Raw genomic sequence first — 23465 nt, forward strand, 5'->3', positions numbered from 1 at the left:
TTCACCGCGGAACCCTGCCCTGTCCCGGAGGTGCCACCCGTGCGCCACTTGTCCGCTTCCGTCCGACTGGCCGTCGCCACCCTCGCGCTCGCGGCCACGGCGGGCTGCATGAGTGTCGGCGCCGACGCCGCCAAGCCCGGCGCCACCTCCCCGGCAGGCCGCCGGGGAGCCGCCGCCGACTCCGAGGGCGCCTCCTCCGGAGGCAGGGCCGGTGGGGCGCACGGCAGCGGGCACGACAAGAAGGGCGGTGCGGGCGACAAGGGGAGCGCCGTGGGCCCCGACGGGAAGGCCCTGCCCCCGGGCGCCTCGGCCAGCCCCGGCGCCGTGACGGCGGGGCTGCCCGGCGGCCCCTCGCCGTCGGCCGGACCGGGCGCGGCGGCCGGCGGGGGCACGGGCGGACCGGTGGGCCCCGGCCCCGGGACCCAGCTGCCGCCCTCGGCGGGCGGGACGACCACGGGGGCGGGTGGGACGGGTGGAGGTTCACAGCCCTCTCCCACGCCCACGCCGGAGCCGTCGCCTGTGACTCCGCCCACTCCCACGCCCCCGTCGCCGGAGCCCTCGGCGAGTCCCGGGGTGTAGTCCGGGGCCCTCTCCGGGTCGTGCCGCGCGGGTGCGCTTGATACGTACTCCCGTTCGACGCAGTGACGTTCTTGCAGGTCAGCCGCTTGTTGGTCGGGGTGACTTGCCAGAGTGGGGGGAGGGTGTGTATGGTTATAGATCGTTTGATCCCATTGCCCGGCGCCGACTCCGAAGAGCGCCGCGTGGCGCGTACTCTCCCCAACCGTGGCTGACCGCATTGAGGCGGTCGATTTGCGATTCACGGAGTTTGGGCGCGTGCCGAGACTCCGGAAGGTTTCGCATTTCGCATGTCCATTTCCAGTTCTGACCGTCCCGTCATGCCCGAGAACGACTCCATCGACGCCGCCCAGGCCGTCGAGTCCGTCGAGATCGTCGAAGCAGTCGACACCCACGTGATCGACCCGACCCTCACCGACTCGCTCGCCGCCGACATCGATGCAATTGAGGCCGACATGACGAACGACCAGTCCATCGACGCCGTTGCAGCCGACGAGGCCGCCGACGCCGAGCCCACGATCACCTTCGGCGACCTCGGTCTGCCGGACGGGATCGTCCGCAAGCTCGCGCAGAACGGTGTCACCGCCCCCTTCCCGATCCAGGCCGCGACCATCCCGGACGCCCTGGCCGGCAAGGACATCCTCGGCCGTGGCCGCACCGGCTCCGGCAAGACCCTCTCCTTCGGTCTGCCGACCCTGGCCTCGCTGGCCGGCGGCACCACCGAGAAGAAGAAGCCCCGCGCGATCATCCTCACGCCGACCCGTGAGCTCGCCATGCAGGTCGCCGACGCGCTCCAGCCGTACGGTGACGTGCTCGGCCTGAAGCTCAAGGTCGTCTGCGGCGGTACCTCGATGGGCAACCAGATCTACGCCCTGGAGCGCGGTGTCGACGTCCTCGTCGCCACCCCGGGCCGTCTGCGCGACATCATCAACCGCGGCGCCTGCTCGCTGGAGAACGTCCAGGTCGCCGTCCTCGACGAGGCCGACCAGATGTCCGACCTGGGCTTCCTGCCCGAGGTCACCGAGCTGCTCGACCAGATCCCCGGCGGCGGCCAGCGCATGCTCTTCTCCGCCACCATGGAGAACGAGATCGGCACGCTCGTCAAGCGCTACCTCTCGAACCCCGTCACGCACGAGGTCGACAGCGCGCAGGGCAACGTCTCGACCATGACCCACCACGTCCTCGTCGTGAAGCCGAAGGACAAGGCGCCGGTCACGGCCGCGATCGCCGCCCGCAAGGGCCGCACGATCATCTTCGTCCGCACCCAGCTGGGCGCCGACCGCATCGCCGAGCAGCTCATCGAGTCCGGCGTGAAGGCCGACGCGCTGCACGGCGGCATGACGCAGGGTGCCCGCACCCGCGTCCTGGAAGACTTCAAGAAGGGCTACGTCAACGCGCTCGTCGCGACCGACGTCGCCGCCCGCGGCATCCACGTCGACGGCATCGACCTGGTCCTGAACGTGGACCCGGCCGGCGACCACAAGGACTACCTGCACCGCTCGGGCCGTACCGCCCGCGCCGGCAAGTCGGGCGTCGTGGTCTCGCTGTCCCTGCCGCACCAGCGCCGCCAGATCTTCCGCCTGATGGAGGACGCGGGCGTCGACGCCTCGCGCCACATCGTCGGTGGTGCGGGCGCGTTCGAGCCCGAGGTCGCCGAGATCACCGGTGCCCGCTCGCTGTCCGAGGTCCAGGCCGACTCCGCGAACAACGCCGCGAAGCAGGCCGAGCGCGAGGTCGCCGACCTCACCAAGCAGCTGGAGCGCGTCCAGCGCCGCGCCGTGGAGCTGCGCGAGGAGGCCGACCGCCTCGTCGCCCGTTCCGCCCGTGAGCGTGGCGAGGACCCGGAGGCCGCTGTGGCCGAGGTCGCCGAGGCCGCCGAGGCCGAGGTGGCGGCCGAGGCCGCCGCCGCGGCTGCCGCCGCCGAGGCGCAGGCCGTGCAGCGCCGCGACGACCGTGGCAACTTCGAGCGTCGCGACGACCGCGGCGAGCGCAGCGGCCGTGGTGGCTTCAACCGTGACGACCGCGGTGGCGACCGCGGTGGCGACCGTGGCGGCTTCCGCTCCGGTGGCGACCGTCGCGACGACCGCCCCTCCGGTGGCTTCCGTCGTGACGACCGTCCGTCCGGTGGCTTCCGCTCCGGTGGCGACCGTCGTGACGAGCGTCCCGCCGGTGGCGGCTTCCGCCGCGACGACCGTCCGTCGGGCGGCTTCCGCTCCGGTGGCGACCGTCCCGCCGGTGGTGGCTTCCGTCGTGACGACCGTCCGTCCGGTGGCAGCTTCCGTCGCGACGACCGCCCCTCGGGCGGCTTCAACCGTGACGACCGTGGTGGCGACCGTCCCTCCGGCGGCTTCCGCTCCGGTGGCGGCGACCGTCCCTACGGCCGTCGTGACGACCACCGCCCGTCGGGCTCCGGCTCCGGCTCCTTCGGCGGCGGCGCCGCCGGCGCCGGCCGTCGCGACGACAAGCCGCGCTGGAAGCGCAACGGCTGATCGTCAGCACCTGTGACACCTGACGCCTGACCCCAGGCGTCCGCTCGGCCCCCACGGCACTCCGGTGCGGTGGGGGCCGAGCGCGTTTCGCGGCCGGCTCCCGGCCGGCTCCGGCGGTTCCCGGCGGGCTTTGTATCGGGCGGGCATCGGGGACCGCTTGGTCGGCCATCGGTTCCGCGCGCCGCGCGGCGCGCGGCTGCGGCCGGAGCCGCGCTCTGCCTATCGTTCATCACGGGCCCCGCCCTTCACGGGCCACCCCGCCCGCGCCGCCCGAAACAGGAGCCGCCCGCAGTGTCCTCGCCCGAGCCCCCCGTGCGCGTGCTCCTCGTGGAGGACGACGACCTGATGCGCCGGTCCTTCACCATCGCCCTGGAGCGCTACGGCTACGGGATGAAGGCCGCCGCCGACGGACTGACGGGGCTGGAGCTCTTCCGCGAGGAAGCCTTCGACCTGCTGGTCCTGGACGTGATGCTGCCCGGCCTGGACGGCATCGGCCTGTGCCGCAAGGTCCGGGAGACCAGCCTCGTACCGATCCTGATGATGTCGGCCCGCGGCGACGGGCTCGACGTCGTCGCCGGTCTGGAGGCCGGGGCGGACGACTACGTGGTCAAGCCCGTGGACACCTACGTACTCGTGGCCCGCATCCGCTCGCTGCTGCGGCGGGCGACCTACGCGCCCACCGCGCCCCCGGGCCGGTCCGCGGACCCGGAGGGGGATGTGCTCGTCTTCGGGGACCTGACCATCGACACGGGCGGCCTGGAGGTCTCCCTCGCCGGCAGCCCGGTGGCACTCACCCCGACCGAGCTGCGGCTGCTGCTGGAGTTCGCCGCCCACCCCGGCATCGTGCTGGAGCGGCACACGCTGCTGCGCGAGGTGTGGGAGTACGGCTGGGACGGCGACAGCCGGGTCGTGGACCTGTGCGTGCAGCGGCTGCGCGGCAAGGTCGGCCGGGACCGGATCGAGACGGTCCGCGGTTTCGGCTACAAGTTCAGGCGGTGAGCGCGCTGAGCGCGGTGCGTCCCCCGGGCGGACCGCGGCCGCCGCGCGGCCTGCCCCTGCGCTGGAAGATCGCCGCGCTGGCCGCCGCCACGGCGTGCCTGGTCGCGGTGGCGGTGGGCCTGCTGGTGCACGCGTGGACCGCGCACGACATCCGCAAGCGGGCCGAGCGCGACGTCTTCAACGGCGTGTACGCGGCCATGGACACCTACCGGCGCACCGGCGCCCTCCCCAGGGGCGCCGAGCTGGATCCGCCCCAACTGCCCTACGCCCTGCGCGACCCGACCGACGGCGACCGCCACGTCTCCTACGGCGGCAGCCTCCCGGGCAGCATGGACCCGACGGTCTGGGGCGCGCAGCGGACCGGCGGGCCGGGCAGCCCGGTGCTCGCCGTCCACGTCGCCATCACCACGGAGTTCCACGAGCTGTACCGGCTCGACGCGACCATGGCCGTGGCCTCGGTGATCGCCCTCGCCGTGACCACGCCCCTGGCCGTGTTCGGGGCGGGGCTGCTCGGCCGGCGGTTGGGGCGGGTCTCCGAGACCGCGGCCCGGATCTCCGCCGGGGACCTGGACGCCCGTACCGGCCCCACCAAGGGGGGTGACGAAGTCTCCGACATCGCCGCGACCGTCGACCTGATGGCGGACACCCTCAGCCGCAGGCTGCGCGACGAACGCCGGTTCACCGCCGACGTGGCCCACGAGCTGCGCACCCCCGTCGGCGGCCTGCTGGCCGCGGCCGATCTGCTGCCGGAGGGCGAGACGGAGGACCTGCTGCGGGCCCGGGTGCGCGACCTGCGGGGCCTGGTCGAGGACCTGCTGGAGATCTCCCGGTTGGACGCGGGCGCCGAGCGGCCGGTCCGCGCCCGGGTCCCGCTCGCCGCGGTGGTCACGGAGGCGGTGGCCCGTACGGGCTTCGACGCCGAGGTCACCGAGGTCACCGAGGCCGACGGGAGCGGTGGGGGCGGTGGGGGCAGTGGGGGCGACGTGGGTGGCGGGGCCGGCGCCGGTGCGACCGTGGAGACCGATCCGCGCCGCCTCGAACGGATCGTCGCCAACCTCGTCGTCAACGCGCACCGGCACGGGGGCGCGCCCGTGCGGGTCACCGTCGACGCGGGCGCCCGTACGGTCGTGGTGCGCGACCACGGGCGCGGCTTCCCCACGGACCTGCTGGCCGGCGGCCCGCGCCGCTTCCACACCGGCGCCGCCGAGCGCGGTACGGGCCACGGGCTGGGCCTGACCATCGCCATGGGCCAGGCCCAGGTCCTCGGCGCCGAACTGCTCCTGGAGAACGCGCCGGACGGCGGCGCCGTCGCCACCTTGCGGCTGCCCGGCTGAGATCCCGCCTCCCCTACACGACCGGTACGCGCCGGAGCGCCGGCCGATACACGACGGACCGGGCGGCCGATACGTTCCCCGGACACCCTTCGGAGTGCACCGTCCGCGCCCGTAGAGGAGTCCTTCGTGACCGTCGATCCCCTTGCCCCGTACGCACCGCACGTGAGTCCCGGGACGGCGGCCGCCACCACGGACCTGACCAAGGTCTACGGCAGCGGCGACACCCGCGTCGTCGCCCTGGACCGGGTCAGCGTCTCCTTCCGGGAGGGCGAGTTCACCGCGATCATGGGTCCCTCCGGCTGCGGCAAGTCGACCCTGATGCACTGCGCCGCCGGGCTCGACTCCTTCAGCTCGGGATCCGTGCGCATCGGGACCACCGAACTGGGCGCGCTGAACGACCGCCAGCTCACCCAACTGCGCCGCGACCGGGTCGGGTTCATCTTCCAGGCGTTCAACCTGCTGCCCACGCTGACCGCGTTGGAGAACATCACGCTGCCGCTGACCGTCGCGGGCCGGCGGCCCGACCGGGCCTGGCTGGACCGGGTCGTCGCCATGGTCGGCCTCGCCCAGCGCCTCGGCCACCGGCCCGGCGAGCTCTCCGGCGGTCAGCAGCAGCGCGTCGCGGTGGCCCGGGCGCTGGTCTCCCGCCCCGCGATCGTCTTCGGCGACGAGCCCACCGGCAACCTCGACTCGCGGGCCGGGGCCGAGGTCCTCGGCTTCCTGCGGGATTCGGTGCGCGAGCTGGGCCAGACCGTGGTCATGGTCACCCACGACCCGATCGCCGCGGGCTACGCGGACCGGGTGCTCTTCCTCGCGGACGGCCGCCTCGTCGACGAGATGGCGCGGCCCACCCCGGAGCGGGTCCTGGACCGGATGAAGGCGTTCGACACCCGCGCGCACGCCGCCGGCTGACCGCCCGGAACCGTACCGGCCGCCCGCCCGTCCGCCCGCTCGCATCCGCCGAGCCCGCACCCCTCACAGGACCCGCACCCCATGTTCCGAACCGCTCTGCGCAACGTGTTCGCGCACAAGGCCCGCCTGGTGATGACCGCCTTCGCGGTCATGCTCGGCGTCACCTTCATCACCGGAAGCCTCGTCTACGGCGACAGCCTGAACCGCGCCGCCACCGCCCGGGTGACCGACGCCTTCCGAGGCGTCGACGTCAGCGTCTCCGCCCACGACACCCGCGCGGGCGGCGGACCGCGGGCGGGCGTCGACGCCGCGACCGTGGCCGCCCTGGCCAGGATCGAGGGCGTCGGCACGGCCTCGGGCCGGGTGGACGGCTTCGCCGCCGTCGCCGACCGCAGCGGCCGTCTGCTCGGCAGCGGCGTGGAGCACAAGGCCGGCAACTTCACTCCGGGCCCGGACGGGAAGGACCCCGCCTACCGCTTCACCCAGGGCTCCGGCCCGACCCGCGACGACCGGATCGCCCTCGACGAGAAGACCGCCGCGAAGGGCGGCTTCCGCGTCGGCGACACCGTCCGCGTCGGTACGAACGAGGGCGCCGCGAGTTACACCCTCAGCGGGATCTTCCGCGCCGACGGGCCCGAGACCTCCACCGGCGACAGCCTGACGCTGTTCACCGACGCCACCGCCCAGCGGCTCTTCCTCCAGAGCGGCCGCTTCGAGAGCGTCGCGCTGACCGCCGCGCCCGGCACGAGCGCCCAGCAGCTGCTCGGCCGGGTCGAGGCGAAGCTGCCGCAGGGCCTCGGCGCGGTCACCGGAGCCCAGCTCGCCCGGATCCGGACCAACCTCGCCACCGGCGAGAGCGACACCATGAGCCAGATCCTGCTGGGCTTCGCCGCGGTCTCCCTCTTCGTCGCCACCTTCCTCATCTCCAACACCTTCACCATGTTGGTCGCCCGGCGCACCAGGGAGCTGGCCCTGATGCGGGCCGTCGGCGCCTCGCGCCAGCAGGTGCGCCGCATCCTGCTGACCGAGACCCTGCTCGTCGGCGCGCTCGCCTCCGCGGCGGGCATCGCCCTGGGCACGGGGGTCGCCCTGGTGCTCCAGAGCGCCTTCGCCACCGACGGAGCGCCGGCCGCCCCGCTGGTCCTCACCCCGACGACCGTGATCGTGGCCCTACTGGTCGGCACCGCCCTGCCGATGGTCTCCGCCTGGCTGCCGATCCGCCGTGCCATGGCCATCCCGCCCGTCGCCGCGCTCAGCGCGGCCGAGCCCGCGGCGCCCGCCCGCACCGCCTCCCTGCGCACCGGCCTCAGCGCCGCGCTCGCGCTCACCGGCACCGTCGCCGTGATCTACGGCGCCCTCAGCACGGCGGAGGACAACCGGCTCGTCATCGGCTGCGGCGCGGCCCTCACCCTGGCCGGGGCGATCGGCTTCATCCCGCTGCTGTCGCGCCCGTTCGTCGCCCTCCTACGGCCGCTGCTGACCCGGCTCCACCCGGTGTACGGCGACCTCGCCGCCCGCAACACCGTGCGCGACCCCCGGCGTACCGGAGCCACCGCGGCCGCGCTCGCCATCGCCCTCACCCTCGCCTCCGGCCTGTCCGTCCTCGGGGCCTCCGCCGCCCAGTACCTCGACCGGGCGACCACCCACGACTTCGCCGCCGACTACCTGGTGCAGCCCGCCGAAGGCGGCGCGCAGCTGACCCCCACCACCGCGGCGCCGCTCGCCAAGGTGCCCGGGCTCGCTTTCAGCCCGCTCAACCAGTCCACCCAGTACCGGCTGGCGGGCGCCCCGTCCGTACTGACCGGCGTCGACCCGGCCACCATCGGGCGGCTGCTGCGCTACGACATGGTCGAGGGCTCCCTGGACTCCCTGGCCAAGGGCCAGATCGCCGTGGCCGACTTCAAGGCGGCGAAGGAGGGCTGGCACGTCGGCCAGAGCCTCCCCCTGGAACGACCGAAGCCCCAGCAGGACGCCGGTGCTCCCGGTGGCAAGCAGGACGCGGGAACCCAGCGCGGCTCCGTCACCATCGGCGCGATCTACCGTGCGGACGAGCAGAGCAAGCTGCTGCCGAGCATCACCGCCCCCGACTCCCTGGTCGCCCGCTACGACCCCACCCCGCACACCGACGGCATCCTGATCGCCACCGACGGCGGAGCCGACCGGGCCGCGCTCGGCAAGGTCACCCGCGCCCTCGGCGACAACCCCGCCCTGGCCGTCCTCGACGCGGCGGACCTCCAGACCCGCGAGAGCGGCGGCATCGGCCAGCAGCTCAACGTCTTCTACGCGCTGCTCAGCATGGCCCTGGCGATCGCGGCCCTCGGCATCGCCAACACGCTCGCCATGTCCGTACTCGAACGGCGTAGGGAGATCGGCACGCTGCGCGCCCTCGGCGTGGACCGCCCGGGGGTGGCCCGGATGATCCGCCTGGAGGCCCTCGTCCTCGGCGCGCTCGGCGCCTCGGTCGGCACCGTCCTCGGCGTCTTCCTCGGCTGGGCGCTCGGGCACACCCTCCAGGAGAACGTCGCGGGCTACGCCCTGGTCATCCCCTGGGGTCGCCTCGCGCTCGGCGTGCTCATCGCCATGACGGGCGCACTGCTCGCCTCGCTCTGGCCCGCCCGCAGGGCCTCCCGCGTCGACATCCCGGCGGCGATGACGGAGCAGTAGCCGACACCCCCGCGGCCCGCCCCGGAAACGAACGAGCGCCCCACCTGGCCGAAACCAGGTGGGGCGCTCTGTGAGCTGTAGGCCATGTCGGACTCGAACCGACAACCAACGGATTAAAAGTCCCGGCAAGATCATGCCGGGCCCTCCCGCTCAGTTCGGTGGAGTCCAGAAGTTCCTGGTCAGACGGATGCGCCGTGCTGCTGCGTCCACTCCAGACCCCGCCTTCCCGTCGCGTCCGCTCACGCATCGCTCACGCATCTGACCCTGGTGACCTGGGCTCTTGGCGCCCGCAGGGGCCGGTCAGGCCCCGAGACGGCGGAGGAACTCGTCCTCGTCCACGACCTCGATGGCCTGGCCGGCTTCGAGCAGGGCCTGCGCGCTCTTCAGCTTGCCGCTCAGGGTGTCTCCCGGCTTCAGCTGAGTCTGCGTCGCGGAGACCAGGAGGTCCGTCTTCTTGGTCATGGTCTTCGTCGGCTGGGCTCCGACCTCCGCGAGGCGGGTGAAGGCCTCGGCCCGCTCCATCGAGGTGAGCGTGCCGGTGAGGCACACGGTCAGCCCGTACAAGGCTCCGTCGGGATCGGCATCGGGGTTGGCCCCGGGAACGGGCAAGCGGTCACGGCGCCCAGAGCCTTGGTACTGGCTGCCGCGCCACTGGCCGTCGGCGGTCATGGAACCCCAGCGGATCTGGTGCTTGTCGAGCAGCTCGTCGAGCGTCGTCGTGCCGGACTCGCGCATCGCCGCGAGCATGATCTCGGCAGATGCGCGGGAGTCGGCTTCCGCCTGGTGGTGATCGGTGAAGGCGTGGCCGGCGGCGTCCATGCAGTGGGGCAGCCCGTAGGACAGCAGCTGCCAGGTCCGGCGGGCGACGACCTGCGAGCAGGTGTACCGGAGTTCCGGCCAGGCGATGCTTTCGGCATCGCAGGCGGCGCGGATGACGCTGAAGTCGAAGCCGGCATTGTGCGCGACCAGGGGGCGCCCGTCGGCGAACGCGACGATCTCGGCGAGCGCGGCCTTCCAGGCGGGTGCGGTCGCTACATCGCCTGCCGTGATGCCGTGGACCCGGACGTTGTACGGGTTGAAGTAGCCGAGCCCTTTGGGCGGCTGTATCAGCGTGCTCCAGGTGCCGGTGACGGTGTGACCGTCAACTGCTGTCATGCCGACGGAGCACGGGCTGCCGCGGTGCTCGTTCGCCGTCTCGAAATCGATCGCTACCCAGGAAGACATGGTTGAAGTCTCGTGGGGAGGCTTACGAGACACCAGGGTCAAAAGTCGCCGGTACCCAGGCTGAATTCGCCTCCCGGGAGGACCCAGGGGCTGCCACGCACTCGCCTCCACGGCTTTGCCGGATCTGAACTGGATCCACGGCGGAAGCGGGTACGTTGCCCTCATGGCTGACTTCTTGATCGTGATCACGACCGTGGACAATTAGGGCGCCACGCGGAAGCTGTCGCGCTCGACGGCGGAGGCAGGTCTGGCGGCTTCAGGCCAGGTGGCCTGGCCCAGCGAGACGATGTACCGGCACCTCGGCGAGGGCTCCCAGGGCACCGATTTCCAGGTGACGTCCCGGACTGCCGGCAACCGGCGACCGGCGCGAAGCCCTTGGAGGCCGTCCGTGAGGCAGCTGTCCGGGCTCTGCGCGACGGCCGTGGCAACCAGTACCCGCCCGGCCCCCGCATCCCGGCACCACATATAGCTAGACCCCGCAGCATGCTGCGGGGTCTAGCTATATGAAGAAACCGGCGGTGTCCTACTCTCCCACAGGGTCCCCCCTGCAGTACCATCGGCGCTATCGGGCTTAGCTTCCGGGTTCGGAATGTAACCGGGCGTTTCCCCAACGCTATGACCACCGAAGTGTTTTGGCAGGTAGCTACTCAGAGCAGCTTCCCTTTGCCTAGGCGACATCTTACATGCCGCTGATGGCGCCTCTGTGGCGGTTGTCGGACCATCGGCTCACGGAACCGACAGTGGCGGGCGTGAGAGGCACTCCAAGGATCTGGTGACGCCAGCCTCGCCTCACCACATGGTCTTTTCCCCCGAATGGCGGCGAGCACCATGACCAGCTCGTCGCCTTCAGCAGCGCGTCGCGCGCCTTCGCCCCCTCGATCGGTCCGACGAACCCCTGGGACTCCATGAGGCCCATCAGCCGCCCGGCCTTGCGCTGAAGCACCGAGGTGGACCCGACCTGCGTCGAGACGCCAGCTCGGCCGCCCGGCACAGCAGGTCCCGGCCACGAAGGCGCTCTGTAGGTGGACCGGCTTGTTCGCCCCACCGGCAGGACCAGCCTGCCCCCCTTGTCGACCAGCTTCTCGGCGCCCGGCTGGTCCAGGTTCGCCCGGCTGTCGGCGAGGGAGGAGACGGCGAAGGCCATCCGCGAGAGCACATTCGCCTTGATCAGATCGGTCACCATGTCCACCGAGAGTCGGTGATCAACGAATGACACACGGTTCCCGGGCGCCATGGGCTCTCTCGCGCTTCAGTAATTGCCTCTCGAGGTTGCCAGGGAATGGCGGGCTTAGTATGTATCTCCATCAAACGGCTTCACGGGGGTGCCCCGTGAGAGGATCGCGGACGTGAAACTGATCGAGAACACCGAGGCACGACGGGTGGAGGCGCTCAGTGTCCTTGACCCTCGGACCCAGGCCGCCCTGGGGCAGTTCTTTACCCCTGCCCCAGCCGCCGGCCTGATCGCCTCGATGCCTCGTCTAGGCGCCCTGAGCAATACCGTGCGCGTTTTGGATCCTGGTGCCGGCGTCGGCTCGCTAACCGCCGCACTGGTGACCCGGCTGCACGAAGAGCGCCCTGACCTGAATGTTCATGTCGTTGCTGTGGAGACCGACCCGCAGGTCATGCCTTACCTGCGGGCCACACTCGAGGAATGCAAGGCAACCTACGGCACCGCGTTCGAGCTCGTGCAGGGCGACTACCTCATCGACGATGACGCACTCATCGACGGGCCGTTCGACCTCGTCGTCGCCAATCCACCCTATGGAAAGCTCGCCGCAGGCAGCCTGCACCGTACGCGCACTGCGCACCACCTGGTCGATGCCAGCAACATCTACACGGCCTTCTGGGCCAGGGCCACAGCTACCCTCGCACCCGGCGGCCAGATCTCGATCATCGTGCCCCGCTCCTGGGCCAACGGCACATACCACCGAGCCTTTCGTCAGTGGATGCTCGACCGCACCAGCCTCGACCTCCTACACGTCTTCGAGAGCCGCAACACGGTCTTCGCCGACACTGGCGTTCTCCAGGAAAACGTCATCGTGGCTGGCACGCGGGGTGACCAGCAGCGACAGGTCGTCCTGTCGGCCTCGATTGCGCACCACGACGCCCCGCTGCGCCGCACCGTCCCGTTCGACGCGGTGGTCCTGCCCGGGGATAGCGAGCAGTTCGTCCGCTTCGACGACTCCGCCATCGTGCCGTCGGCCGTCTCGTTCACCCTGGCCGACCTGGGCTTGGGCGTCAGCACGGGCAAGGTCGTCGACTTCCGCAACCGCGAACACTTGACCGAAGACCTCGGTGCCGACGGTGTCGTGCCGATGATCTACCAGGCCAACGTGCGCGGTGGAGAGATCGAGTGGCCACAGCGCCCCACGAAAAAGCCGCAGGGCTTCTTGCCCAGCACCGAGGCCGCCCGCAAGCTGCTGCTGCCCGAAGGGCACTACGTCGTCATCAAGCGCTTCTCTGCGAAGGAGGAGAAGCGGCGCGTGGTCGCTGGCGTCTGGAAGCATGACGGCCCGGTTGCCCTGGACAACAAGACCAACTACCTGCACGAGAAGAAGGGGCCTATCGACCCTCAGCTCGCGCACGGGCTGATGCTCTGGCTGAACTCCTCGACGCTCGACGCGATCTTCCGCACCTTCTCCGGGCACACTCAGGTCAACGCCGGGGACGTCAAGACACTCCCCTTCCCCTCCCGTGACGACTTGGTGCGCCTGGCGGAGAACGCGCCGGAATGGCTCCCAGAACAGGCGAAGCTCGACGCCCTCGTAGCTGACTTGTTCCCCCCTGTCGTAGGCTCCGCAGAGTGACCAGCACCTTAGAAGCATCCGTCGAAAACGCCGGCGTCCTCCTGCAAGCCTTCGGCTTCGACAAGGTCCGCTGCAATAGCAGGTCCGCCCTGACAGCTCTCGCGCTGCTCGGCCTGGAACCTGGCGAGCCGTGGGACGCGGCGACCAACCAGCGTCTCGGCGTCACAGAAATCATGGGCGTCATTGCGGAGAAGTGGGGTAAAACGTACGCCCCGAACTCGCGTGAGACCTTCCGCAAGCAGACGCTCCACCAGTTTGTCGACGCGGGGTTCGCCGAGCACAACTCCGACGCCCCCGAAGGGCGCGCGGTCAACTCCTCCAAGAACAATTACCGGATCGCTCCGGCCGCTCTGTCCGTAGTGCGTCTCTTCGGCACCCAAGGGTTCCAAGGCGCCCTCGACGCCTGGATAGCCGAAGCTCCCACCCAGCAGGCCGCTTACAAGGCCACCCGCGACATGCAGATGATCCCAGTCAAGCTGCCCGACGGTTCTGTGTTCCGACTCTCTCCTGGTGGCCAGAACCCCCTGATCCGGGACATGGTCGAGGAGTTCTGCCCTCGCTTCGCCCGCGGCGGACAGTTGCTCTATCTGGGGGACGCCAAGGATCACCGCTACGACATCCGCCATGACGACGCCTTCGCACGTCTCGGGCTGACCTTCGACGAGCACGGCAAGAACCCGGACCTCGTGGTCTATGACGAGAAGCGCGGTTGGCTCTTCTTGATGGAGGCCGTCACTTCTCACGGACCGATCGACTTCGGACGGCGTGAGCACCTTAAGAAACTCTTCGCGACGGACAAAGCGGGGCTGGTGTTCGTGAACTGCTTCCCGGACCGCGCCACGATGCGCAAGTGGCTGGCCGACCTCGCATGGGAGACCGAAGCCTGGGTGGCTGACGCGCCTGATCACCTGATCCACCTGAACGGCTCGCGGTTCCTCGGCCCCTATGAGGGGCCTTTCAAGCTCGCGCTCTGACTGGGCGAACCCCAGGCCACGGTCGTGACCTGTCCGATGCACGCGAGGACAACCCAGCGGTCAGTGGCGCAAACAGCTCCTCCTTCAACAGAGTCTCGGGGAGCCGGCGGACATGACTGCCGGCCTATGCACCTCAGCCGGTCCGAGGTGCATAGGTATGCCGCTCAGCAGCAGGTGTAGGACGGGTTGGCCTTGTCCGCGGTGAGACGCTTGTCTGGAGTCGTCGTCTAGCTTCCCCGCCCGTGGACCGCCCTCAGCCTCGGGCCCCGAGCCAGCTCAGGCCCCTGAGCCGTGGCGGACCACGACGTCAGCCGAGAAGCCGGCGTGCCGCAGCGGCGCGGCGGCCTCGATCATGCCAGCCAGTGCGGTGTGTGCCACCCGGAGCTGTGGGCTTTGTCGGCCGCTCTCGCCGAGCGGGGCTATGGAGCTGCGGTGCAGTCGGACGGCGCGCCGGTAGAGCAGTTCGATCTCGCGATTGAGGGCGAGGACGGACATCTGGGGGTCGCGGGTGATGAGGTACTGCCCGAGTACGTAGAGGAAGCACTCGTGCTCCTTCTCGCACATGTTGTCCCGGTCCCAGACCTTGGCGACTTCGAACTGGCTGGGGGTCATGTGGTCAAGAGCGGCCTCTCGCGGCATACCGTCTTCGCCGGCCTCCTTGACGAGGTCCCACAGTTCGAGGCCGAGATCGGACGGCGACCTGCGTCGGGAGTTCACAGCTGATCCCCTTCCCCGCCACCGAGGAGCCGGGCGAGTTCGTCGTCCATGTCGGTCTGGCCGGTGGTGACGACGTGCTCACACCAGTCGCAGACCGCCCGGACCTTCTTGATGCTGTCGAGGACGGCTTCCTCTTCCTCAGTGGTCAGCAACTCCTCTTGGGCCAGCACGACGGCATTCTGCATGGACACGCAGAAGCTGGTGCACTGGCCCAGGATCCTGAGCACTGCGGACGGCGTCTCGCGATAGTTGACGGTGGGGCTCGACAACGTACCGGGGACGCCGTGGTCCTGCTGTGTCGTGCCCAGGTCACCAGGGGTGCGCGGCAGTTCAGTTCCCGCCTCCAGCCTGTGCGCGCGGTCGCGATTGGCATCTCGGACGGCGCGCCGGAAACGTGGATCCTCGACAGCCTGCTTGAGCACTTCCGTCCGATCGGCGAGCTGCGTGATGGCCTCGGCTGCCTCACTCGTGTCACGGAGCAGCCGCTTCGCCGTCTCGATGCGCTCGCCTGCTGTGGCCGGGTTTTCGGGCAGAGAGTGCCTGGCACGGCGCGCGGCGTCGGAGTGCCAGACACCGCGCTCGTTCGGGTCCAGGTCGTCTGAAGGCTCCTGACGGAGAAGCTGGAACCGGTCAGGAACGGCGCCCAGCCGCTGATGCACGCTCCAGGGAACGTCCGCCCTGCGCTCGTCGGCCGGCCAGGCGCGGGCGACCCAGCGGTAGGTCACGAGGGTGCTCTCCTTCACCCTGATCTGCTTGGCGAAGAGCGACATGATGTGGCCGATCTCCCCGCCACCGCGCGGACGACCATCCAGCATCTCGTTGAGCATGTCCCCGAGTTCGAAGTTGCTCGTGCTCTTGGTGCGTACGATCCGACGGGCACGGTGGACGTACGTCGTCCACTCGTCGCGGGTGAATCCAGTTGGGACCTCTAGGGCAGGCATGCAGGGCTCCCGTGCTTGTCAATGAAGCCAGGTGCAGGAGAACGCCCCAGGCGGCCAAAGCCGCGCCCACGAGACCTGACTGTGCCGTCGGCAGCGTCCTGCTCGACAGCACCCGCCGGGAGGCGCGCTTCTCGGCGCAAAGAGGGGAAGCTTGGTACCGCGGCTTCGGGGGAGCAACCGGATGAGACCCGCGCACGTCTGCGGGCCTTGCCGCGTCCTCCGCGTGTCCGGGGTGCGCGGTAGCGTCCCCTGTGAGACCAATCGCGCCGAGGGGACGGTCACTGGATGGCGTACAGCACTGACACCGCCGACCGACAGGAACAGCTCGGCCTGATCCTCGACTTCGCCGGGGTGCTCACAGCCAGCCCTCTCGCTGTCCACCGTGCCTGGTGCGTGTCGGAAGGGCTGGCCCCGGAGGCGTGGCGCAGCACCCTCAACGACCACCCAGAGGGCCGGCGCCTGTACGCGGCCCTGGAGGTCGGGGAGATGGGGCAGGCGGAGTGGAATGAGGGCACTGCCGCTTTGCTGGGTGCGCACGTGGACCCGGCGAACCTGATGGGCCGGGCGTGGGCCAGAGTGCCCGCAGCTCGTCGGATGGCTGCCCTCGCCCGTGCGGCACGGGCGGCTGGTCATCGAGTCGCTCTGTTGTCCAACAGCTTCGGCCTGGACCCATTCAACCCGTACGAGCACGTCGGAATCTGGGACCTGTGCGATTTGCACGTCGTCTCCGAGCTGGTCGGCATGGCCAAACCCGATCCGGAGATCTACCGGCTGACCCTAGACCGCATCGGCCTGCCCGCCGAGCAGTGCGTGTTCGTGGACGACCACGCCGTGAACCTTCCGCCGGCCGCCGAGCTGGGAATCACCACCGTCCACGCCATCCGTGAGGACGAGGCCGTTGCGGAGCTTGAGGCCCTCCTGGGGGTCAGTGCGGTACTCGCCGCGTGACCCCAACTTCCGGATAATCAAGGGGTACCGCTCCCACCACACAGGTCCAACCTCAATACGGACCAGTACGTTGCTGCCATGGCTGACTTGCTAGAGCTCCCGAAGCGCGGTCAAGACCTGCCCCAGCAAGAGTGGGGTCGTATGCGGTCGGCTGCCAGACGGTTCGCCGAGGGTGGCCGTAGGCCGGGCCGGTACCTCTGCCCAGACGAACTTGCCAGGCTGTGGACGGCGGGGGTGGTAGCCCCAGCGGGTGGCCATGGTGGCGGTGAGCAGGAGGCCGCGGCCGCCCAGGGCGCTGTCGCTGGGGGCCTGTGGTGTCGGCGGCAGGGGGTCGTTGTCGCCGACCTGCAGGATGACGCCCGTCTCGGTCGGCCAGAGGCGCAGGAGGATCGTGTCTGGAGCGGGCCGTGCGGCGTCTGGCGGCCCCAGTGGACGTGCGTGCTCGATCGCGTTGGTGGTGAGCTCTGAAACGAGAAGACGGGCCACCTCTATGCCCTCGTCGGGGAAGTGCCATCGTCGGAGCACGTCGACGGTGTGGCAACGGGCCCAGAAGGCGGCGTTCGGGATGGCTGCGAGCGCGAGATCACTGACGGGAGGCAGGGGCTGGCTCATGCGGGTGGCTTCCTCGACGGCGTGGCCGGGTGGCGGGCGGTGTGCCGTGGGCTGAGGGGGCGGCCTCCGGGCGGCGCGAGGGGTGCCTCCCGGGGGCTCGCCGGTCTCGCGGGCTACTTCGTCGCGATCACGTAGACGCTGCCCCAGCGGCGCTTCGGGTTGGCCTTGGTGGAGTCGAAGGTCCACGGCTCGACGGTGGTGAAGCCGGCCTCGGTGAAGAGCTGGACGAGCTTCTCGTGGTCGTAGGCCCACAGGTGCTGGGTGTACTTGGGGTCGTCGTCCTGGTCGCGGAAGACGAGGTTGACGAGGTCGAGCTGGGTGTTGATGTCGCCGAGGCAGTTCCGCTTGGCGTACCAGCGCTCGATCATCTCGGCGGAGGTGTCGAGGGAGCCGGGGTAGCGGCTGAGGGCGAAGGCGGCGTCGGGGACGCCCGTGATGATCTGGCCGCCGGGCGCGAGGACGCGGTGGGCCTCGATGGCGTACTGCTTGGCCGAGCGGGGGTAGTCGATGTGCTCCAGGAAGTGCTCGGAGAACAGCGTCCGGGCGGTGTTGTCGTGCAGGGGGATGCCCTCGCGGACGTCCCAGAGAAGGTCGGCCGGCGGGACGGCGTCGATGTTGAAGAAGCCGTCGATCCGGTGGGCGCCGCCGCCGATCTGGACCTTGGCGGGCTTGTGGTCGATCCGGCCGTTCGGCCAGGCGCGCCGGCTCGTGTGGTGGTAGCGGTGGAGTTCGATCTCACGGGCGGCGGCGCGGAGGCCGCGGGCCAGCCCGTGGGTGGTCGCCGGGTCGTCGAGGAGGGAGGCGATCTGCTCGCCGAGGAGGTCGACCGAGGGCATGCCGGAGGTACTCATGACAGGACTCCTGCTCATGAAGGGGGCGGGGTGAGGTGGTGCTGTTGGTGAGGCGGTGGATTATGCGGCGCTGGGTGCCGGGGCGGTCCACTGCTTGTTGCGCATCAGCGTGTACTTGATGTCCACCAGGCGCGGGGCGATGGTGAGGGAGAGCTCCTCGGCCGGGTGGAGGTGGCCGGTGTCGTCCAGCTCGGCGCGCCAGATGCGGTAAGCCAGGTTGGGGTAGGCCGGGTTGATGCCGATCTCGCCCTTGGGCATCGTGCCGTTGAACGGGGCGACGATGTCCATGTGGTTCCAGTAGTTCCAGGCCTGCAGCGCCTTGTACTGGTCGAAGTAGAAGTAGAAGTCGGGGTAGCGGCCGAAGGTCCGCAGCTCCCGGTGGATGAGGTGGCCCAGGAGCGGGCCGAGCTGGGTGGCGAGGGCGTCGAACTCCCAGCGGGTGTGGTGCCAGGCTTCGGGGATCTCGCCGGGGGTAAAGAGCCGCGCGGCCACGAGGTGGCTGATGCGCTCGACGAGGTACGTGGCGGCGTGCTCGGGGTCGATGGCGGGATCGACACGGCGGAGGAGCGTGGCCAGCTCGTCGGGCCGGGGGCGGAACTTCGCGAGGTCGAACTTGCCGGACAGAGCAGGGAACGAGGCGAACAGCAGCTCTTTGTAGAGCCAGTTGTTCAGCTCCCCCAGTTCCGCCAGGCGGCGAGTGTGGCGCGACGTGGAGTGGAGCATCAGGTACTCCGCCACGGCTTCGAAATAGAGGTAGCCGAGGATCGGCAGGCGGGGGATCGTCTCGTCGAGCTGCTGGAGGAACGCCTTCGGGGCGATGGCTGTGCCCTGGTAGGCCACGGTGGCCGCGGTGGCGAGGAAGGCGGCGGAGTTCTTGACGCGGGCCACGACGGTCTCGCGGAGCTGGTGCCGCTCGTTCTTGCTGAGCAGGTACTCGAGGTGGCTGTAGATCTGCAGGTGGATGAAGCCCAGCCTGAGGTAGTCGATGCCGGCCAGCCCCCGGTACGACTCCGGTGGCGTGTCGATCTCGATGATCAGCGGGGTGGGCCTGCGGTCGGTGATGCCGAGCTTGGCCAGGAAGGCCGGCGCCTCCCTGGTCAGGACGTACGAGGCCAGGTTGTGCATGCGGAAGCCCTGCTCGGTGGGTGTGAGCGGGGCGCAGTAGATACTTCCGACGAGGCAGCCGCCGGAGGGGTAGAGCATGCCCTCCTGGTTGATCTCCTCCAGCGCGTGGGTGACGTGGAGGAGGTGCAGCTTGTCCTCGCCGCTCAGGGCGTCGAAGAGGGCGTTGCGGCGCAGCAAGTGGCCGTTCGGGGTGCCCTCCGCGAGGCGCTGGTCCCATGCGGCGGACTGGGCCGCGAGCGGGTCGACGGGGTCGGCAGGGCTGGGGATGAGGCCGCTGCCGTAGAAGGCGTGGGCATCGGCCCACAGGTGGTAGGCATCGAGGAAGTCCATGGTCACACCAGCCCTGCCTGGGCCAGCCCGAAGCGGACGGCCTCGGGGCTGCTGGCTCCTGCCAGGTGGGCCTTCTCGGCGGTGAGGACCATGTCGAAGGCCAGGCCGCGGTATTGGTCGAAGGCCGGCTCGCGGACGTGCCGGGCGTCCGGCCACCAAGTGGCTTTCGGGAGCCGGTACCGGTCGAGGGCGTCGGCGGCCTTCAGGATGTCCGCCAGCGACTCCGCCTTCGAGTGGTCGTGCCAGTCGTCGGCGGTGAAGGCGTCGTATGGGACGTCGTGCAGGCGGACGGCGGTCGCCGCCTGCACGATCCGGCGGGGGGTGGCCGTGAGGCCGAAGTGGCCCCATACGGTGTCGGCGTTCGCGGCGAGCCAGATGGCCGCCCGGGCGCCATGCCCCTGGTCGTCCTTGTCGTGACGGCGCTGGCAGTCGTGGACGGCCGCGGCCACGACCACCGTGGCGGTGTCGGCGTCGTCGAGCCCGTGGGCCTCGGCGAGCACGGCGGCCAGCGCTGCCGTGCGCATGCTGTGACGGACGCCGTGGATCGAGGTGTACAGGCGAGGCGTCGCCATCCAGGCGGCTGGCAGCGCGGACTGCTTCAGTAGACCCCGCGCGGCCGAAGCCAAGGCCGGCTGCGCTGTCGTCGTGAAGTCGGGCCGGTTCTCTTCGATCCACTCAACGGTGGCCCGGTCCATGTACTGGTGGAGCGGCAACTGCCGACGGGCAGCCTGGTCGATCAGGGTTGCGGTTGCTGGGGTCGTGCTCATGTGTGCCCACCCCCTTTGGTGGTCTCCGCGGTGACGTGCTCCTACCTGAGGGGCGCGGCCTGCTGCTCGCGCTCCTTCCGCTCCTGCTCCGCGGCCTCGAAGGCAGCGGTGAAATCGGCCAGCTCCTGCTCGGTCATCAGCGTGATGCCCAGCTCCGCTGCCACATCCATGATCTTGGCCGCTGCTTCGTCGCGGGCGGCGTCCGAGGCGCCGTCGTCGAGCAGCAGCTCGAACTCGGCGTGGTAGCCCCACGCCTCGCTCCACTTGACTGCGATCTCGACGCCGTCGAAGCGGTAGTTGTGCCGGAAATTGAACGCCTCGTGCATGGCGGGCTCGAAGCCGAGGCTGTTGAACACCTTCACTGCGGCGGACACGTCGGCGGGGGAGATCGCGAACTCCGTCTCCGCGAATGCGGAGCCCTGGCCGATCTTGCTCCCCTTGAGGGTGATCTTGGCGGTGCCGGCGGCGCTGTTGTCGGTGACCTTCAGCAGCTGGTCGGGCAGCACGTAGAAGTAGATGTGCTTGTCGTCGTTGCCGAGGTCCTCGCCATCCGCCTTCAGGCGGGCGACCAGCTGGTCGTGGGACTCCTTGGGGAAGCGGGCCCGCATCTCGATCTCGATGGCCACGGGGTGGTGTCTCCTCGTTTCAGGCATGGCGAAGCCAGCCGGACCCTGCCGTGGGGGCCCTGTCCGGTTGGCCAGGCGCTATGGAATTGGGGCTCGGGATGGGGGTGGGGCTAGCGGTGCGGCCGGGCCGGGCCCCGCCGCACCGCTCGTGGAGCTCTGCTGTGTCAGCCCAGGTCGCCGAAGCGGGCCTGGACCACACCGGAGTGCAGGTACGTGGGCAGCTGGACGCCGCCCACCGACGAGCGGCTCGTGGCGACCTGCTCCTCCGTCTCGCTGGGGAAGCCCTCCAGGAGCCGGAGGCACTGCTGGACCCACTCACGGGACGTGGGCCAGTTGCCCAGATCGCGGTGGCGTACCGCCAGGGCGTAGGCGGTCTCGGTCGCCGCCCAGCGGTCGCTCACCAGCTCACGCTGGAAGATCGACTCCAGCTCGTCGGTGGAGGCCAGGCGGGTCTGGTTGGTCATGGTGCCCTCTCAGATCAGACGGTCGTACCCCAGTGGTGTTCAACGCATCGGCGTCCCACCGGTGACGCCGTACTCCGCCATCAGTACGTGTAGATCTCGGCCAGCGTCTTGTAGTCCTGCAGCTCGTCCTTGTCGAACCACAGCTCCACCTCCTGCTTGGCCTCCTCCGCGTTGCCGGAGGCGTGCACGAGGTTCGCGACGGCCTTGCCGGAGGCGATGCTGGCTGCGGCGCTGTAGTGCGACAGGTCGCCTCGCACGGTGCCGGCGGGAGCCTGGTTCGGGTAGGTGCTGCCCACGATCTTGCGGACCGTGGCGATGGCGTCGTAGCCCTCCAGCACCAGGGCGATGACCGGACCCTGCTGCATGAATGTGGAGGTGACGTTGTAGACCTCCGCCCCGAGTCGTTCTTCCAGGTCGAAGTAGTGGCGGCGGGTGAATTCCGCGTCCATCCACTTCATCTTCGTTCCGACGATCTTCAGCGCGGCGTCCTCGAATCGCGTGATGATCCTGCCTGCCAGGCCACGCGCCAGCGCATCGGGCTTCAGCAGGACGAGTGTGCGCTCCACGGTGTGTGCCTGATCCTCGGGCATTGTCTCCCTTTCGCCTTGCTAGCAACCGGAGATGACGGGCGATCAGCCGTCACCCGCTGAGGTTACCGGCGTCGACGAAGGGGCCAGGACGAGCAGCGGTGTCCCGTGGCGATCAGAGGCGGATGCGGCCTCCGCGGAGACTGGATCAGGCAATCGAATTCAGCCAACTTCCCTTTCCCTCCTATCCGAAGCGAGCGCGCATCTAAAATCTCCCTGTGGTCGTCCGGCGCCCGTGCGCCTCTCGATAGGGCCCTGGATCCGGAATGTCGATCAGATGATTCCTTGCCCCGGTGACTCCGATTCTTCCGGGACGCGCGCCGCGCGACCATGAAGCGCCAGTGCAGTGGGAGTGCACCTTCGGCACGCGGGTTCCTGCACCGAGAGCTGCGACGACGAAGGGGCGGCGCGTGGAGGTCATCGAGCTCTGGAGCGGACGGTACGCATGCATCCTTCAGTCCGCGCTCCGGCTCACCAACGAACAGTTCGCCGCCCAGCTCGGCATCGCCGTCCGCACCGTCGCGGCCTGGCACGCCGACTCCACCGTCGTGCCGCGCAAGGAGATGCAACAACTCCTGGACTCAGCCCACGAGCAGGCCACGCCGGCAGCCCGTCAGCGGTTCTCCCTCTTGGTCGCGAACGAGCACCGACCGGCCGCGCCGGACCCCGTCGGCGCCCAGGCGCTGCGGATCGCCATCGCCGTGGTCACCCGTGACGATCAGGTCCTACTGGTATGCCGACGGCACGACGACGCGTCCGGCATCACCTGGCAGTTCCCCGCCGGTGTGATCAAGCCCGGGGGCAAGGCCGAGACCACCACGGTGCGGGAAACCCTGGACGAGACAGGAGTCCACTGCGCCGTACGCGATCACTTGGGTAGCCGTCTCCACCCGGTGACCGGAGTGCTCTGCGACTACTTCCTCTGCGAGTACCTGGCGGGAGAGGCGGCCAATGCCGACGCCGAGGAGAACGCTGACGTCATGTGGGTTCCGAAAAACTCCCTGACCCGGTTCATCCCCGTCGATACGATCTTCCCACCCATCCTGGCTGTCCTGGAGGAGCAGACGTGACGCAGCAGAACGCTGAGGAGCGACCGGGCATCGCCGCGGCCATCGTGGTGCACGCAGGCCGCGTGCTCATGGTCCGGCGCCGGGTCAGCGAGGGCCAGCTCTCCTGGCAGTTCCCCGCCGGCGAAGTCGAGCCCGACGAATCCCGCGAGGACGCCGCGGTTCGCGAAACCCAGGAGGAGACGGGCCTGACGGTGAAGGCGGTCAAGCTCCTCGGTGAGCGGATCCACCCGGTCACGGGTCGGCTGATGTCCTACACGGCCTGCGAGGTGGTCGGTGGCAGTGCTTACGTAGCGGACACCGACGAGCTGGCCGAGCTCGCGTGGGTTGCCCATGCCGAGATCCCGCAGTACGTCCCCTACGGCCTCTTCGGCCCGGTCCAGCAGCACCTGGACTCCGCTCTTCAGCGCTGACCACGCGCAAGCCCCCCTCACCCAAGCCTTCGGCCACG

At 70.0% G+C, this 23465-nt stretch carries 21 protein-coding genes, 1 rRNA gene and 1 pseudogene; 11 read left to right on the top strand and 12 right to left on the bottom strand.

Annotated elements, in window-relative coordinates; translation table 11 throughout:
* Positions 1–39 precede the first annotated feature (39 nt).
* From ACIBEA_RS25770 to ACIBEA_RS25795, 6 genes are all read left to right on the top strand, one after another.
* Entirely contained in the window at positions 40–579 is a 540-nt protein-coding gene (locus ACIBEA_RS25770) for a hypothetical protein (protein ID WP_399264723.1), read from the top strand.
* 287 nt (positions 580–866) lie between these two features.
* Complete coding sequence (locus ACIBEA_RS25775; protein WP_399264725.1) at positions 867–3065, top strand: DEAD/DEAH box helicase; 2199 nt, start codon at positions 867–869, stop codon at positions 3063–3065.
* 291 nt (positions 3066–3356) lie between these two features.
* Positions 3357–4064, top strand: coding sequence for a two-component system response regulator CseB (gene cseB, locus ACIBEA_RS25780; RefSeq protein ID WP_399264727.1), 708 nt, complete (start codon positions 3357–3359; stop codon positions 4062–4064).
* Positions 4061–5398: an ATP-binding protein gene (locus tag ACIBEA_RS25785; protein ID WP_399264729.1), complete on the top strand. Its 1338-nt coding sequence runs from the start codon at positions 4061–4063 to the stop codon at positions 5396–5398. The genes cseB and ACIBEA_RS25785 overlap by 4 nt, the downstream gene beginning before the upstream one ends.
* Positions 5399–5524: 126 nt before the next feature.
* A complete protein-coding gene (locus ACIBEA_RS25790; RefSeq protein WP_399264731.1) occupies positions 5525–6310 on the top strand; it encodes an ABC transporter ATP-binding protein in 786 nt (261 codons plus the stop codon).
* A gap of 81 nt (positions 6311–6391) precedes the next feature.
* Entirely contained in the window at positions 6392–8974 is a 2583-nt protein-coding gene (locus tag ACIBEA_RS25795) for an ABC transporter permease (RefSeq protein WP_399264733.1), read from the top strand.
* Between the two features lie 300 nt (positions 8975–9274).
* Here the strand turns inward: ACIBEA_RS25795 and ACIBEA_RS25800 are convergent, their stop codons facing one another.
* The 3 genes and pseudogenes from ACIBEA_RS25800 to ACIBEA_RS25810 all read right to left on the bottom strand — a co-directional run.
* Positions 9275–10198 (bottom strand): exonuclease domain-containing protein, encoded by a 924-nt coding sequence (locus ACIBEA_RS25800; protein ID WP_399264735.1) that lies wholly within the window; start codon positions 10196–10198, stop codon positions 9275–9277.
* A 510-nt stretch (positions 10199–10708) separates the two neighbouring features.
* Positions 10709–10825: ribosomal RNA gene (rrf, locus tag ACIBEA_RS25805) — 5S ribosomal RNA — on the bottom strand.
* Between the two features lie 176 nt (positions 10826–11001).
* A pseudogene (locus ACIBEA_RS25810) lies at positions 11002–11429 on the bottom strand (DNA translocase FtsK); the annotation flags it as partial.
* Positions 11430–11544: 115 nt separating this feature from the next.
* On the opposite strand from ACIBEA_RS25810, the gene ACIBEA_RS25815 reads away from it, so the two are divergent.
* Both ACIBEA_RS25815 and ACIBEA_RS25820 read left to right on the top strand, forming a co-directional pair.
* Complete coding sequence (locus ACIBEA_RS25815; RefSeq protein WP_399264737.1) at positions 11545–13005, top strand: Eco57I restriction-modification methylase domain-containing protein; 1461 nt, start codon at positions 11545–11547, stop codon at positions 13003–13005.
* The gene (locus ACIBEA_RS25820) at positions 13002–13979 is read left to right on the top strand and encodes a BsuBI/PstI family type II restriction endonuclease (RefSeq protein ID WP_399264739.1); all 978 of its coding nucleotides are present in this window, start codon (positions 13002–13004) and stop codon (positions 13977–13979) included. The genes ACIBEA_RS25815 and ACIBEA_RS25820 overlap by 4 nt, the downstream gene beginning before the upstream one ends.
* A gap of 276 nt (positions 13980–14255) precedes the next feature.
* Here ACIBEA_RS25820 and ACIBEA_RS25825 read toward each other — a convergent pair whose 3' ends face one another.
* Positions 14256–14696, bottom strand: a complete 441-nt coding sequence (locus ACIBEA_RS25825; RefSeq protein ID WP_327305441.1) for a hypothetical protein — start codon at positions 14694–14696, stop codon at positions 14256–14258.
* The gene (locus ACIBEA_RS25830) at positions 14693–15523 is read right to left on the bottom strand and encodes a DUF6192 family protein (protein ID WP_399264741.1); all 831 of its coding nucleotides are present in this window, start codon (positions 15521–15523) and stop codon (positions 14693–14695) included. Before ACIBEA_RS25830 ends, ACIBEA_RS25825 begins: the two co-directional genes overlap by 4 nt.
* Positions 15524–15922: 399 nt before the next feature.
* On the opposite strand from ACIBEA_RS25830, the gene ACIBEA_RS25835 reads away from it, so the two are divergent.
* Complete coding sequence (locus tag ACIBEA_RS25835; RefSeq protein ID WP_399264743.1) at positions 15923–16585, top strand: HAD-IA family hydrolase; 663 nt, start codon at positions 15923–15925, stop codon at positions 16583–16585.
* 90 nt (positions 16586–16675) lie between these two features.
* Here ACIBEA_RS25835 and ACIBEA_RS25840 read toward each other — a convergent pair whose 3' ends face one another.
* The 7 genes from ACIBEA_RS25840 to ACIBEA_RS25870 all read right to left on the bottom strand — a co-directional run bounded on the left by ACIBEA_RS25840 (position 16676) and on the right by ACIBEA_RS25870 (position 21950).
* Positions 16676–17197 carry an ATP-binding protein gene (locus ACIBEA_RS25840; protein ID WP_399264745.1) on the bottom strand — a complete coding sequence of 174 codons (522 nt, stop codon included), beginning with the start codon at positions 17195–17197 and terminating at the stop codon, positions 16676–16678.
* A gap of 113 nt (positions 17198–17310) precedes the next feature.
* The gene (locus ACIBEA_RS25845; protein WP_399264747.1) at positions 17311–18048 is read right to left on the bottom strand and encodes a class I SAM-dependent methyltransferase; all 738 of its coding nucleotides are present in this window, start codon (positions 18046–18048) and stop codon (positions 17311–17313) included.
* Positions 18049–18108: 60 nt separating this feature from the next.
* Positions 18109–19503: a hypothetical protein gene (locus tag ACIBEA_RS25850; protein WP_399264749.1), complete on the bottom strand. Its 1395-nt coding sequence runs from the start codon at positions 19501–19503 to the stop codon at positions 18109–18111.
* 2 nt (positions 19504–19505) lie between these two features.
* Positions 19506–20270, bottom strand: coding sequence for a hypothetical protein (locus ACIBEA_RS25855; protein ID WP_399264751.1), 765 nt, complete (start codon positions 20268–20270; stop codon positions 19506–19508).
* 41 nt (positions 20271–20311) lie between these two features.
* Entirely contained in the window at positions 20312–20896 is a 585-nt protein-coding gene (locus ACIBEA_RS25860; RefSeq protein WP_399264752.1) for a CYTH domain-containing protein, read from the bottom strand.
* Between the two features lie 164 nt (positions 20897–21060).
* Positions 21061–21360 (bottom strand): hypothetical protein, encoded by a 300-nt coding sequence (locus ACIBEA_RS25865; protein WP_399264754.1) that lies wholly within the window; start codon positions 21358–21360, stop codon positions 21061–21063.
* Between the two features lie 80 nt (positions 21361–21440).
* A complete protein-coding gene (locus ACIBEA_RS25870; protein ID WP_327253757.1) occupies positions 21441–21950 on the bottom strand; it encodes a nucleoside-diphosphate kinase in 510 nt (169 codons plus the stop codon).
* Positions 21951–22357: 407 nt separating this feature from the next.
* Between ACIBEA_RS25870 and ACIBEA_RS25875 the strand changes: the two genes are divergently transcribed.
* Positions 22358–23017 carry an NUDIX hydrolase gene (locus ACIBEA_RS25875; RefSeq protein ID WP_399264756.1) on the top strand — a complete coding sequence of 220 codons (660 nt, stop codon included), beginning with the start codon at positions 22358–22360 and terminating at the stop codon, positions 23015–23017.
* On the top strand, positions 23014–23427 hold the full coding sequence (locus ACIBEA_RS25880) for an NUDIX hydrolase (protein WP_399264758.1): 414 nt from the start codon (positions 23014–23016) through the stop codon (positions 23425–23427). Before ACIBEA_RS25875 ends, ACIBEA_RS25880 begins: the two co-directional genes overlap by 4 nt.
* Positions 23428–23465: the final 38 nt, after the last annotated feature.

The sequence above is a fragment of the Streptomyces sp. NPDC051555 genome (assembly GCF_044454405.1).
Lineage (GTDB): Bacteria > Actinomycetota > Actinomycetes > Streptomycetales > Streptomycetaceae > Streptomyces.

Coding starts and splice junctions, on each gene's coding strand:
- ACIBEA_RS25775 (WP_399264725.1), top strand. CDS start 867: ATGTCCATTTCCAGTTCTGACCGTCCCGTCATGCCCGAGAACGACTCC.
- ACIBEA_RS25795 (WP_399264733.1), top strand. CDS start 6,392: ATGTTCCGAACCGCTCTGCGCAACGTGTTCGCGCACAAGGCCCGCCTG.
- ACIBEA_RS25800 (WP_399264735.1), bottom strand. CDS start 10,198: ATGTCTTCCTGGGTAGCGATCGATTTCGAGACGGCGAACGAGCACCGC.
- ACIBEA_RS25830 (WP_399264741.1), bottom strand. CDS start 15,523: ATGCTCAACGAGATGCTGGATGGTCGTCCGCGCGGTGGCGGGGAGATC.
- ACIBEA_RS25835 (WP_399264743.1), top strand. CDS start 15,923: ATGGCGTACAGCACTGACACCGCCGACCGACAGGAACAGCTCGGCCTG.
- ACIBEA_RS25840 (WP_399264745.1), bottom strand. CDS start 17,197: ATGAGCCAGCCCCTGCCTCCCGTCAGTGATCTCGCGCTCGCAGCCATC.
- ACIBEA_RS25845 (WP_399264747.1), bottom strand. CDS start 18,048: ATGAGTACCTCCGGCATGCCCTCGGTCGACCTCCTCGGCGAGCAGATC.
- ACIBEA_RS25850 (WP_399264749.1), bottom strand. CDS start 19,503: ATGGACTTCCTCGATGCCTACCACCTGTGGGCCGATGCCCACGCCTTC.
- ACIBEA_RS25855 (WP_399264751.1), bottom strand. CDS start 20,270: ATGAGCACGACCCCAGCAACCGCAACCCTGATCGACCAGGCTGCCCGT.
- ACIBEA_RS25865 (WP_399264754.1), bottom strand. CDS start 21,360: ATGACCAACCAGACCCGCCTGGCCTCCACCGACGAGCTGGAGTCGATC.
- ACIBEA_RS25870 (WP_327253757.1), bottom strand. CDS start 21,950: ATGCCCGAGGATCAGGCACACACCGTGGAGCGCACACTCGTCCTGCTG.